14 protein-coding genes are annotated in these 12,652 nt (G+C 54.0%); 8 read left to right on the top strand and 6 right to left on the bottom strand.

All coding sequences use genetic code 11. The annotated features are described in order from the left end of the window. A complete protein-coding gene (gene flgN / locus KUE00_RS05945; protein ID WP_246758734.1) occupies positions 1-432 on the top strand; it encodes a flagellar export chaperone FlgN in 432 nt (143 codons plus the stop codon). Between the two features lie 111 nt (positions 433-543). On the opposite strand, the gene murJ is transcribed toward flgN, so the two are convergent. The 4 genes from murJ to rimJ form a co-directional block, all read right to left on the bottom strand. Next, a complete protein-coding gene (gene murJ, locus KUE00_RS05940; RefSeq protein ID WP_246758733.1) occupies positions 544-2,082 on the bottom strand; it encodes a murein biosynthesis integral membrane protein MurJ in 1,539 nt (512 codons plus the stop codon). 127 nt (positions 2,083-2,209) lie between these two features. Further along, complete coding sequence (locus KUE00_RS05935; protein WP_246758730.1) at positions 2,210-3,124, bottom strand: Gfo/Idh/MocA family protein; 915 nt, start codon at positions 3,122-3,124, stop codon at positions 2,210-2,212. Positions 3,125-3,287: 163 nt separating this feature from the next. Further along, on the bottom strand, positions 3,288-3,941 hold the full coding sequence (locus KUE00_RS05930; protein ID WP_246758728.1) for a DUF480 domain-containing protein: 654 nt from the start codon (positions 3,939-3,941) through the stop codon (positions 3,288-3,290). Continuing rightward, positions 3,941-4,537: a ribosomal protein S5-alanine N-acetyltransferase gene (rimJ, locus tag KUE00_RS05925; protein ID WP_246758727.1), complete on the bottom strand. Its 597-nt coding sequence runs from the start codon at positions 4,535-4,537 to the stop codon at positions 3,941-3,943. Before rimJ ends, KUE00_RS05930 begins: the two co-directional genes overlap by 1 nt. A 317-nt stretch (positions 4,538-4,854) precedes the next feature. Between rimJ and grxB the strand changes: the two genes are divergently transcribed. The 7 genes from grxB to solA all read left to right on the top strand — a co-directional run bounded on the left by grxB (position 4,855) and on the right by solA (position 9,875). Further along, positions 4,855-5,502, top strand: a complete 648-nt coding sequence (gene grxB / locus KUE00_RS05920) for a glutaredoxin 2 (RefSeq protein WP_246758726.1) — start codon at positions 4,855-4,857, stop codon at positions 5,500-5,502. Positions 5,503-5,654: 152 nt separating this feature from the next. Further along, on the top strand, positions 5,655-6,218 hold the full coding sequence (locus tag KUE00_RS05915; protein WP_246758725.1) for a lipoprotein: 564 nt from the start codon (positions 5,655-5,657) through the stop codon (positions 6,216-6,218). Between the two features lie 210 nt (positions 6,219-6,428). Next, entirely contained in the window at positions 6,429-7,472 is a 1,044-nt protein-coding gene (gene pyrC, locus KUE00_RS05910; RefSeq protein WP_246758724.1) for a dihydroorotase, read from the top strand. Positions 7,473-7,544: 72 nt separating this feature from the next. Further along, positions 7,545-7,790: a DNA damage-inducible protein I gene (dinI, locus tag KUE00_RS05905; RefSeq protein WP_246758723.1), complete on the top strand. Its 246-nt coding sequence runs from the start codon at positions 7,545-7,547 to the stop codon at positions 7,788-7,790. A gap of 162 nt (positions 7,791-7,952) precedes the next feature. Further along, entirely contained in the window at positions 7,953-8,171 is a 219-nt protein-coding gene (locus KUE00_RS05900; protein WP_281434528.1) for a hypothetical protein, read from the top strand. Between the two features lie 237 nt (positions 8,172-8,408). Next, positions 8,409-8,663, top strand: coding sequence for a biofilm formation regulator BssS (bssS, locus tag KUE00_RS05895; protein ID WP_246758720.1), 255 nt, complete (start codon positions 8,409-8,411; stop codon positions 8,661-8,663). Positions 8,664-8,768: 105 nt separating this feature from the next. Then, entirely contained in the window at positions 8,769-9,875 is a 1,107-nt protein-coding gene (gene solA, locus KUE00_RS05890) for an N-methyl-L-tryptophan oxidase (protein WP_246758719.1), read from the top strand. A 78-nt stretch (positions 9,876-9,953) separates the two neighbouring features. On the opposite strand, the gene proP is transcribed toward solA, so the two are convergent. Further along, positions 9,954-11,423 carry a glycine betaine/L-proline transporter ProP gene (gene proP, locus KUE00_RS05885; RefSeq protein ID WP_246758718.1) on the bottom strand — a complete coding sequence of 490 codons (1,470 nt, stop codon included), beginning with the start codon at positions 11,421-11,423 and terminating at the stop codon, positions 9,954-9,956. 386 nt (positions 11,424-11,809) lie between these two features. Next, complete coding sequence (locus KUE00_RS05880) at positions 11,810-12,403, bottom strand: NADPH-dependent FMN reductase (protein ID WP_246758717.1); 594 nt, start codon at positions 12,401-12,403, stop codon at positions 11,810-11,812. Positions 12,404-12,652 lie beyond the last annotated feature (249 nt).

The following is a 12,652-nucleotide window of genomic DNA, read 5'->3' as shown; positions in this document are numbered from 1 at the left end:
ATGACTAAGCTGCTGACCGCGCTTGATAAAATGCTGGAAGTACTGAAAAGTCTGGCTGACGTAATGACGGCAGAGCACCAACAGCTCTCAGGCGGCCAGATCAACAGCAGCTTACTGCAGCGTATTACGGAAGATAAAGGTTCTCTGCTGGCGACGCTCAATTTTCTTGAGCAGCTGCGCCGCGACGCGGAGAAAGAGGCTGGCGTTTATGCGCCCTACAGCGGTCAGCCAGAAATGGCCCGTCGCTGGTCAGCCCTTCAGGAACAGACAGTAAAACTGCGCGACACCAATTTGCACAACGGCATGCTGCTGAATCATCAAATCTCCTTTACTGAAAAGGCGATTGAGGTATTGAAACCTTATCAGACGCAGAGCTTCTACGGCCCGGATGGCCAGGCGACTTCAAGCAGCTACGTGAATCGTAAAGTGTAAGTCTTTAGGAAGATACGTTAAGCGTTAGCCTTAAAGTAAGGCGCAGTTGAGCGCCACGCATAAAAAACCCCGGCAGATGACCGGGGTTTTGCTTTTGTTTTACCGCTGTTTTCAGGCGGTTGTTGTGCGGGCGAAATCTTTCACGCGGAAACCCAGCAGCGCCAGTACCGCAAAGTAGACACCGCCGCCCACGGCACAGACTGCCGCCAGCCGCAGTAAGCGCATCAGCATGTTGCCTTGCGCCCAGTCCGGCATCACCCAGAGAATGCCCACCAGCGCCGCCGCCATCGCCACCACGGCAATCACCAGCCGCAGCAGAAAGCTAAACCAGCCGGGCTGCGGCTGGAAAATTTTCTGCTTTCTAAGCTGCCAGTACAGCAGCGAGGCGTTCAGGCAGGCCGCCAGACCAATCGACAGCGCCAGACCCGCATGCTTCAGCGGCCCAATAAACGCCAGGTTCATCAGCTGCGTCATTATCAGGGTAATAATGGCGATTTTTACCGGCGTTTTAATGTCCTGCCGCGAATAGAAGCCCGGCGCCAGGATTTTTACCACGATCAGGCCCATCAGGCCCACCGAATAGGCGACCAGCGCGCGCTGGGTCATTGCGGCATCGAAAGCGGAAAACTTGCCGTACTGGAACAGTGAAATAGTCAGCGGTTTGGCAATAATCCCCAGCGCCACCGCGCTCGGCAGCGCCAGCACGAAGCAGAGACGTAATCCCCAGTCCATCAGGCGGTTATATTCCTGGTGATTGTTGCTGGCAAAGCTTTTCGCCAGCGAAGGCAGCAGAATGGTACCGAGCGCCACGCCCAGCACGCCGGAAGGAAACTCCATCAGACGGTCGGCGTAATACATCCAGGAAACGGAGCCCGAAACCAGAAAAGAGGCAAAAATAGTGTTAATGATCAGCGAAATCTGGCTCACGGAAACGCCCAGTATCGCTGGCCCCATCTGGCGCATCACTCGCCAGACGCCCGCATCTTTCAAATTCAGGCGCGGCAGCACCAGCATGCCGATTTTCTTTAAATGCGGCAGCTGATAGCCCAGCTGCAGCACGCCGCCAGCCACGACGGCCCAGGCCAGCGCCATCACCGGCGGATGAAAATGCGGTGCGGCAAACAGCGCAAAACCGATCATGCTGACATTCAGCAGCGTGGGCGCAAAGGCCGGAACGGAAAAACGGTTCCAGGTATTGAGGATTGCGCCCGCCAGCGAGGCCAGAGAGATAAGCATGATGTAGGGGAAGGTGACGCGCAGCAGCGCCGAAGTCAGCGCGAACTTATCGGCGGTATCGGCAAAGCCCGGTGCGGTAACCAGAATCACCCACGGCGCGGCAAACATCCCGGCCAGCGTGATAATCGCCAGCGCCAGCGTCAGCAAACCGGAAACGTAAGCGACAAAAACCCGCGTCGCTTCCTCGCCCTGCTTACTTTTATACTCGGCAAGAATGGGCACAAAAGCCTGGGAGAACGCGCCTTCAGCAAAGATACGGCGCAGCAAATTGGGTAACTTAAAGGCGACAAAGAAGGCGTCGGTTGCCATTCCCGCGCCAAAAACGCGCGCCACTATGGCATCGCGCGCAAATCCCAGCACGCGAGAAAACAGGGTCATCGAGCTGACCGCTGCCAGTGATTTCAACAGGTTCATTTTCTTCCTGATTTTTTTGCAAGGATGCGGCTCGGGCCACGGTAATTACTCGGCCACGGGCAAACCGCCTGAAAGTGGGCATAGTCTACTGATATAGCGCTAAATAACCATATTCGATTGTTACACGTTATTCTCTGTCGCTGTCGCGCCAGAGCTTTTCAATAACGCGCTGCGCGGCCAGCGCCTGCTCGCCGGAGGTTTGCGGCATAGTCTGATTTTGCACGCAGTCAATAAAATGACGGGCGGCGCCGACAAATCCTCGCTGCTCCAGCGTGCTTTGCCAGCCCGGTACCGGCTCAATAATCAGGCGGCCAGCGGTTTCCTGACGGAGTTCACGCATCTCATCAACCTGCCAGACGCTGCCGTCCGCTATCGCCACTACCGATTCACGCTGCGTCCCCGCCCGTCGGTGCATACTGGTAGTGATTTGCAGATTGCCGTAATGAAAATGGTGCTCGGCGTAGAGCATTTCGCCTTCATCGTTGGTTTGTAAAACGCCGCCCTGCAGCGTTCCCCCGCCGCCCAGCCACAGCGCCGTATCCACCACGTGCAGATAGTCATCCAGTAAGGTAAAGAAAAGATCGTGCGGCCCGACGCTGTCACAGCGATGCTTATCCATGCGCAGCGAAGCGAGAGGGTTAACCTGCTTCAGCTGAAGATAACGAGGCGCAAAACGGCGGTTAAAAGCCACCATCAGTTTGCGCCCGTGCCTGTGCGCCAGTGCCACCAGCTGCTCAGCTTCGGCAAGCGTAGCCGCCAGCGGCTTGTCGACGCAGACATCTTTTCCCGCCAGCAGCAGCTGTTTGACAATGCTGAAGTGCGTGGCGGTGGAGGTATGAACAAAGAGAGCATCGCAGGCGTCGCTCAGCCCGTCCAGCGTACTGTAAAGCGGAATACGCCAGCTGTCGCATACCGCGCGGGCTTTCTGCTGGCCGGGAGAAAACGCGCCGACAAACTGAAAGTCCCGGGCGTTAGCCAACACCGGTAGCCAGGCTTTTTGCGCAATATTGCCTAAACCGACCATCCCTATACGTAACGTCATCACACACTCCTGGCGACTATGCGGCCTTAAGCCCTGTCGTTATTTCAGCATCCGGCGACGCCGGTTAACTTATCCGATTCTGCTACGCCCGCTATCATCTGACTCAGGCTGTTTCAGCCGCGCTCGCTATGGCTGGTTGCGGTTCTGTAAGCCGCGCCTGCTGTCAATTTTCACCGTTGACTATGGCAGTAAGCTTTGCCAGCTGTTGCCTGAGCTCTGCCATTTCGCGCTCCAGTTCGGCAACGCGCTCGTTCAAATCGCCATTTTCCGTCGCTGTATCGGTAACGGCCAGCGCCGCTTCATCCACCTGACCGCTGAAAAGATGCATATAGCGGCTTTCTCGCTTGCCCGGCTCGCGTGCCAGCCTGACCACAAAAGGGCCATCTTCTCGCGTCGCCAGATTTTCCAGCGTCTGCTCCACCTCGGCCATATCGGCAAATTCATGCAGGCGAGTGCTGCGCGTACGCAGTTCGCCCGGCGTTTGCGCGCCGCGCAGCAGCAGCGTGGCGACCAGCGCAAACTCGGCGGGGGACAGTTTTAGCTGGCCGAACTCGCTGTTACAAAAACGATGTTCGTACTTTACTACCCGCTGCCCGGCACCGCTAAAAGCGGTAATCAGATGTTTTTTAGCCAGCATGTCCAGCGAATCCTGCACGCTGGTTTCACCAAGCGTCATCACCGGTTCACGGTTTGATTTCTGGTTGCAGGCCGTCACGACGCCGTTCAGCGACATAGGATATTGGTCCGGCGTGGTGACCTGTTTTTCCAGGAGACAGCCGATAATGCGCGCCTCAACGGGCGAAAGCGTCATTTTCATTAAAAGGATCCACGTCGTTCAGGTGTCCATTCTCTGGCAGTCAGCGCGGTCAACACGTGATCCTGCCAGCGTCCGTCAATCAGCAGATAATCTTTGGCATAGCCCTCTTTCTCAAAGCCGAGCCGCGCCAGCAGATCGCCGCTACGCTGATTATGCGGCATATAGTTAGCCATGATACGGTGCATCCGTTGCTGGCGCTGCATATAGCGAATCGCCGACTGTAATGCCTCAAACATCATGCCCTGGCCCTGCCACTTCTGCCCCAGCGAGTAGCCCAGATAGCAGGCGTGGAAAGAGCCGCGCACCACATTACTGAAGTTTGCCACGCCGCGCACTTCGTTTTCGTCCGGATCCATCACCGCAAAATAGTAGGCGCTGCCCTGCTTATGCATATCGGTTATCAGCCCCAGCCGCGCCTGCCAGCCGGAAGGATAGCAGTGGCTCTCGTCGCGAATCGGCTCCCAGGGCTTAAGAAACAGCCGGTTTTCTGCATAATAATCCGCCAGACGCCAGGCGTCGCGCTCGTGGATTAGACGCACGACCAGCCTGTCGGTGGTCAGACGAACTTTGGGCGCAGCGGAACGATAGCCAAACATCTTCTCTCCTGAGCAGGGGCAGTTAGGTTAAATACCGGCGCAAAAGAGTGGCTGGCCGGTTTAAGCAGCTTCTCTTCACTATAACCGCCCGGTTAGCCATGTAAAATATTGCGGGTGAAATTTCAAAAAATAATGACGGAAGCCGCTGAAAATAGCGGATAAAATGCGCTCTCAATGACGCTTACTTCCCGCCTTCTCCCTGATTTTCGCGCTTATACCGCGGTTTGCCCTCGTGCTAAATCTCTTCCATACTCCCTTAATACATTCAGAAGATTACAGGCAAGACCGTTAATCTTCACCGCTGTAAGGAGGCATTCTTGAAACTGTTTATTTACGATCACTGCCCGTTCTGCGTAAAAGCCCGCATGATTTTTGGTTTAAAAAATCTGCCGGTCGAACTGATCGTTATGGCCAATGATGATGAAGAAACGCCGAAAAAATTGATCGGTCAGAAAATGGCGCCGATCCTGATGAAGGAAGACGGTAGCTGCATGCCGGAAAGCCTTGATATCGTCGACTATGTAGATAAAAGCGACCGCGAACCGCTGCTGACGGGGCGCACTAATCCGGCCATCAGCGACTGGCTGCGCCACGTTAACGGCTATTTGAATAAGCTTCTGCTGCCGCGTATCGCCAAAGCACCTTTCGCCGAATTCGCCACGCCGGAGGCGCGCAGCTATTTTAAAAATAAAAAAGAGGCCAACGTTGGCAGCTTTGAAGAACTGCTGCAGCACTCGGAAGGCTTTATCAAGAATATCAACGATGACCTACGCAAGCTCGATAAGCTAATCGTGAAACCCAATGCCGTAAACGGCGAGCTTTCGCTGGATGATATTCGTCTGTTCCCTGTACTGCGCTCGCTGACGCTGGTGGCAGGAGTAGAGTATCCCAGCCGCGTGGCCGACTATCGCGACAACATGGCGAAACAGACCCAGGTTACCCTGCTCTCCTCTGTTGCCGCCTGATCTTCCGGGGCCACATTCGTGGCCCCGCTTTATTTCGTCACAAATTTTCCCGCAACCTTTACCGCCAGCCTGGTGACTCTCGGCCGTTTGTCCGGCAAGCTAGCGCTTCGCGTCAGAAGGGGTATCTGACGTCTCAAGTTCAGAGGAGCACTATGAAAAAGTTTTTTTGGGGGCTAAGCGCCCTGTTGCTGGTGGGTATGTTAACCGGCTGTAATCAGTTGACGCAGTACAGCATCAGCGAGCAGGAAGTAAACCAGGCGCTGCAAAAACATAACAATTTTGAAAAACAGATTGGCGTTGCCGGACTGGTCGATGCCCATATTGTGCTGACCGACCTCAGCAGCAAGATTGGGCGTGAAGAACCCAATAAGGTAACGCTTTCCGGTAAAGCCACGGTGGATATCAGCTCGCTGTTCGGTCCACAGCACGCGGTAATGCTGCTGACCATGAAAGCGCAGCCGGTTTTTGACAAGGATAACGGCGTCATTTACCTGAAAGATATGCAGCTCACCGACGTGCAGGCGCAGCCGGAAAAGATGCAGGGCGCGCTGAATACGTTAACCCCTTATCTGAATCAGTCGTTAAAAGATTACTTTAATCAGAAACCGGCTTACGTCCTGAGCACGGATCGCAGCAAGGCAGAGTCGCTGGCGAAGCGTTTTGCCAAAGGGCTGGAAGTAAAACCCGGCGAGCTGATCATTCCGTTTACCAATTAATCGCTTACGGCCTGCCTGCTGGCAGGCCGTTACGCCAGTCCGACACGCTGCAAATTTACGGTAAGCTTCAGGCAAACTTCCCCTTCTCTTACGGAGCAGCGCTTTTTTGCAACTTCTTTCATAAAGCAGGTGCAAACGTTTGGCTTTGCCCCTATCCTTGATACCCGGCCAAATCGCGCCATATCGATTTCCTTTCTGCCGGAGCCCGTAATGACTGCACACCCTCAGCTTGTAATCCGCCGCCCAGACGACTGGCATATCCATCTGCGAGATGATGAGATGCTGAAAACCGTGCTGCCCTTTACCAGCGAGGTGAACGGCCGCGCTATCGTTATGCCTAACCTGGTGCCGCCGGTGACCAGCGTTGCCGCCGCCATCGCCTACCGCGAGCGTATTCTGGCGGCCATTCCTGACGGCCACGCTTTTACGCCCTTAATGACCTGCTACCTGACCGACTCGCTTGATGCGGATGAAGTCGAGAAAGGTTTTAACGAAGGCGTCTTTACCGCCGCGAAACTCTATCCGGCGCATGCCACGACCAACTCCAGCCACGGCGTGACCAATATCGCCTCTATTGCGCTGGTGCTGGAGCGCATGCAAAAAATCGGTATGCCGCTGTTGATCCATGGTGAAGTGACCGACTCACACGTTGATATTTTTGACCGTGAGGCGCGCTTTATCGAAACGGTGATGGAGCCGCTGCGTAAACAGTATCCGGAACTGAAGGTGGTTTTTGAACACATCACTACCAAAGAAGCCGCGGCTTACGTGCAGGAAGGCAATCGTTTTCTGGGCGCGACCATTACGCCACAGCACCTGATGTTTAACCGCAATCACATGCTGGTTGGCGGCGTGCGCCCGCATCTTTACTGCCTGCCAATCCTGAAGCGCAACGTGCATCAGGAAGCCTTAAGAAAGGTTATCGCCAGCGGTAACGACCGTTTCTTTCTGGGAACGGATACGGCACCGCATTTGCGTCATCGTAAAGAGGCCAGCTGCGGCTGCGCGGGCGTCTTCAACGCCCCCTCTTCACTTCCCGCCTACGCTACGGTATTTGAGGAAATGGACGCGCTGGAGCATTTTGCCGCTTTCTGTTCCGAAAATGGCCCGCGCTTTTATGGTTTGCCGCTGAACGAAGGTACCCTTAAGCTGGTACGTCAGCCGTGGACGGTGCCGGAAAGCGTGACCCTTGGCGAAGATACGCTGGTACCGTTCCTGGCGGGCGAGACGCTGAACTGGCGCGTAGAGCTGTAACACGCAGGATAAAAAGGATTGCGTCCGGTTCCTTTGCTGTATATATTCACAGTACATTAATCGGAGGCTTTTATGCGTATTGAAGTCACTGTCGCAAAAACTACCTCTCTGCCGGCTGGCGCGATTGACGCGCTGTCGGCAGAGCTAAGCAAACGTATCGACAAGCAATTTCCTGAATCCGCCCACAGCGTCTCGGTGCGCTATGCAGCCGCCAATAATCTGACGGTGATGGGCGGCGGTAAAGAGGCGAAAGACCAAATCACCGATATCCTGCAGGAAACCTGGGAAAGCGCCGACGACTGGTTTATCACCGACTGACCGGCTCTGCCCTCTCTTCCGTTTTTTGCCGGGTTCGCCGCCCGGCTTTTTTCGTCTTCCCCCTGTTCGCGCCTGCCAGAATCTGTCTATAGTAGTCACACCCGATTAATGACCGCCGTTGGCTAAGAGGACGCTGTGAATGTCGAAAACCCTGAAGAAGCGATGACCTTTGGTGAACTGCTGGCGCTGATTGCCGATCAGCAGCGCCGTTTGAGCGTGCTCGAAGTCGCCTTCTCTTCCCTCTCTCTTTGTCTTGATGAGCGCGCTTCGCTGCTGCTGGTTGAAAAGCTGCGTCTGGAAGCAACGCGCCCGGAGCACGATGAAAATAAACGGCAGCATTTTGCCGCGCTGGCAGAAGAACTGGCCAAACGAGCCGGGTGAATAATATTTATTCAAGTTTTATTATTTCTCTGCCGATATTTATATTATCGGGACGGATTAAAAGTTTCTGCGTACGCTAATCCCGTTAAAAACAGAGTCAAATGGCCTTAATTGAAACTTCGTTCTGTGGGCAGCAGAATTTCTGTTATAATTATCCTGCTCTATGAAAAAAGGCCGCTTTGAACCTCGATAAATCACTTCGTTGTCATTGTCAACACGAGTAATAAGGGGGTTATAATGGACAGAAACAAAGAGGTTATCCAGACGCATCCCCTCATTGGGTGGGATATCAGTACCGTGGACAGCTACGATGCGATGATGATCCGTTTGCATTCGCTTACCTCTAACGAGCAGCCGAGCGATGAGGCAGAAGTGGGTCAAACCTATTGGTTGACCACCGACGTAGCCAGGCAATTTATCTCTATTCTCGAAGCTGGCATAGCCAAGATAGAAGCGACAGAATATCAGGATCGCGATTACAAAAAGCACTAATTTCGAACGCGTTACCCTGAAGGCACCCATACGGGTGCCTTTTTCATTAGCGGCGCTTTTGTTATCCTGCCCTGATTGCCCGTTTAACTAAGGAGCCAGGTGCAGATGGTATATGACTTAATAGTGGTAGGCAGCGGCTCGGTGGGCGCAGCGGCAGCATGGTATGCTAACCAGGCGGGCCTGAATGTGCTGATGATTGACCGTGCGCACCCGCCTCACCGTGAAGGGAGCCATCACGGTGAATCGCGTTTAATTCGCCACGCGTACGGCGAAGGTGCTCGCTACGTTCCGCTGGTACTGCGTGCCCAGCAGCTATGGGACGAACTGGAGCAGCGGTGTAGCGAACGTATTATGCAGCGCAGCGGCGTCATTAATCTTGCTCCTGTTAATTCCGAATTTATCCGCAACGTTCGGCAAAGTGCCGATGAATTCAGTTTACCGGTGGAAGTGTTAACCGGTGAAGAAGCCGCACGCCGCTGGCCACAACTCTCTGTTCCTGAAGGTTATATCGGCGTTTTTGAACCGCGCTCCGGCTACCTGAAGTCAGAACTGGCGCTACGCCATCTTATCCGTTTATGTGAACAGGCCGGCTGTGCACAGCTGTTCAACTGTGCAGTTACGGCACTGGGCGAGCGCGACGGATTACAGCTGGTGGAGACTTCAGAAGGCATTTTCCGCGGGAAAAAGCTGTTGGTCAGTGCGGGAACATGGGTTAAAACACTGCTGCCTTCGCTACCCATTACGCCGGTGAGAAAGGTCTTCGCCTGGCATCAGGCTGACGGCCGCTACAGTGAAAATAATAAATTTCCGGCTTTCACCGTCGAGATGCCTGACGGCACACACTTTTATGGTTTTCCTGCAGATAACAACGCGATCAAAATCGGCAAGCACGACGGTGGTCAGCCGATTACCGCGCCGGAACAGCGTAAGCCTTTTGGTGCCGTAGCCGAAGATGGCAGCGAGCTGTTTAACTTTTTACGCCATTTTTTGCCCGGCGTCGGCGTTTGCCTGCGTGGCGAAGCCTGCACTTATGATAATACGGCGGATGAAGATTTTATTATCGATACGCTAAATCCGGACAGGATGATTATTACCGGCCTAAGCGGACACGGTTTTAAATTTGCCACGGTATTAGGTGAAATAGCGGCCCGGTTTGCGCAAAACAAATCGACAGAATTCGATTTAACGCCCTTCTCTCTTAGCCGCTTTTAAATAAAAAAAGACGGCAATAAATTGCCGTCTTTCCCACTCAGATAACTTCCGTAAATAACGTTATAGTTTCCCGGAAAATTATTTTGACGCTATTGCCGCTGCGTCTTTCTTTTGCTGACGCAGACGGAGCTTATTAATCAGCTTATGCGCTTCCGCTTTGCTGGCCACCGCCGGTGCCGATCCGTTCAGCGGCTTACGCGCCGTTTCACGCATAGTGAAAACGGTGATCACGCCAATAACGCCAGCCCCCATCAGATAGTAAGCAGGCATCATCAGATTATGCGTGGTTTCTACCAGCCAGGTGGTCATCAGCGGCGTCGTACCGCCAAACAGCGAAACGGACAGGTTAAAGCCGATAGCCAGCGCGCTGTAACGAATATCCGTAGCAAACAGCGCAGGCAGCGTAGCAGGCATTGAACCGCTGAAGCAGGTATGCAGCACGCCCAGAATAATCAGGCCCGCGAACACCAGCCACATATTGCCGGAGCCAATCAGCATCAGACAAGGTACGGCCAGTACGATCAGACCAATTGCGCCGCTTAAGATCACCGGACGACGGCCCAGGCGATCGTTCCAGTGACCGGAAAACAGCGTCAGCGGCATCATCACAAACATCACTACCAGAATCAGCAGCAGGCTGCTCATCTCGCTCAGACCCAGCACGCCGGTGAGGTAGCTTGGCATATAAGAGGTCAGCATATAGTTAGAGACGTTAAACAGCAGCACCAGGCCGATACACTTCAGCATCTGCGCGCGGTATTTGCTAAGCATTTGCAGCAGCGTCAGGCGCGGTTTGCTGTGCTCCAGCGCGTCCTGTTTTTCCATATGCTTCTGGAACGCCGGCGTTTCTTCCAGCTTCAGGCGCACGTAGAGTCCGAACAGGCCAAGCGGTGCGGCGATAAAGAATGGAATACGCCAGCCCCAGTCCAGCAGCGTTGCTTCCGGCATGGCGGCAGTCAGGCCGGTAACCAGGCCCGCGCCGAGCAGGTAGCCACCCAGCGTACCGAATTCCAGGAAGCTGCCCATAAAACCGCGACGGTTATCGGTAGAGTATTCCGCGATGAAGGTCGCGGCACCGCCATATTCGCCGCCGGTGGAGAAACCCTGAACCAGACGGGCTACCAGCAGCAGGACAGGTGCCAGGATACCGATGCTGTTATAGCTGGGTATCAGGCCGATACAGAAGGTGCCGATAGCCATCATGATCATCGTGACGGCCAGTACTTTCTGACGTCCTACTTTGTCACCCAGCGGGCCAAAGACCAGCCCGCCAATGGGACGCACCACGAAAGCCGCCGCAAAGGCACCGAAAGCCGCAAGCAGCTGCGCCGCAGAGCTACCGCCGGGGAAGAAGACTTTACCAATAGTGACCGCAAGATAGCTGTAGACGCCAAAATCAAACCATTCCATGGCGTTGCCCAGCGCAGCTGCACCGACGGCGCGCTTCAGCATGTCTTTATCAACGATGGTGATATCGTCTACGGTGAGTTCTTTCGATTTTTTCTGCCAGAAGTGCTTTTTGTGTCTGGTTTCTGGTTGCGTGCTCATACAATCCCCTTAGTGAGAATGACTGGCAGCATCATAGCTTTCGTTGCCGGTGGAGCCTGGGGTGAAGAGAGGGAATGAAAGCTATAAAGCAGCAAAGTTTGAAAGTACAGCGGGTAAAAACGTTTCTTTACGGGAATTTACTCTATACGACAGGCTCCTTTTTATCAAGTTTGTGACAGAAATCGCTGCAATAGCCGATTTATTCACTGGTAAATCGTGTGGCCATTGTGCAAGTCAGACAGAAAAGCTGGGCCGTTAGCCCTCTTCCCTCCGACGTTTTACAAAACGCCGAAGGAAAGGATATTAGTGTCTTTCTGCATGCCGAAGGAAAAGGTGTATTAGTATCTTTCTGCATGCCGAAGAGAAAGGGGATTACTGTCTTTCTGCTATCCCCAGAGATGACGTCCGGCGGTATTACTTTGCAGATTTTCTGGATCCACCAGCAGGGCTTGCTCAAGATGCAGCCAGAGTTTTCTTAGCTCTGGCCCGGTGCGTTTGTCAGCCAGCAGCGACTGTTCATCCATTGCAGGCAGCATTAGCGGATGTTCAGTAGTGGCCCGGGGACTGCAATCTTCTATCAATCGACAACCGAGGATATGCAGCATTTCCGTCAGCTGCGCCTGCGCAAGCGTTGCACGCACTGAAAGGTTGGGAAAGGCCAGCCGTTTTTCCATTAGCTCTCCGCTGCCAACAATCCAGTCCAGCGCATTTTTCATCACGCCTGAAACACCGTGCGCATACTCGGGGCTTACCAGTAAGAGCATATCGGCCTCGGCAAGCGCCTTACGCCAGCGGCTAACCTCTTCACCAGCCTGCTCATCATTATCCGCATTAAACAGCGGCAGGCGGCCCAGCTCTGAGTAGATCCTGAAATCTATGTTCTCTGGCTTAATAAGCTGCATGGCTCGCAGAAAAAGATGGTTAACCGAGGCGCTACGCAGGCTGCCCGCGACGGCAAGAATCCGGGGTTTATGGCTCATTGTTTTCCCTTTTGTCGAACTGTGTTAGCAGCTGGTACATGAATTATTGACCAGCTGTCATGCTCTGAGATAAGCCAGCATACTCCGTAGCCAAAGCCGACGCTAAACGGTGTTTTTAGTATGTTGTAACTATCAACGGCATCATTATGCAAGCAGAGATGCCGCAACGGCCAATGAGGACGAGCGTTCAGCAAGCAGGGGGTCAGAGAATGCCCATGAGAATCGGCGGCTTTAGCCAATACCAAACCG

Source organism: Erwinia phyllosphaerae (assembly GCF_019132875.1).
Taxonomy (GTDB): domain Bacteria; phylum Pseudomonadota; class Gammaproteobacteria; order Enterobacterales; family Enterobacteriaceae; genus Erwinia; species Erwinia phyllosphaerae.
The sequence above is the reverse complement of the archived record's forward strand: the minus strand, read 5'-3'. Positions and strand labels throughout refer to the sequence as shown.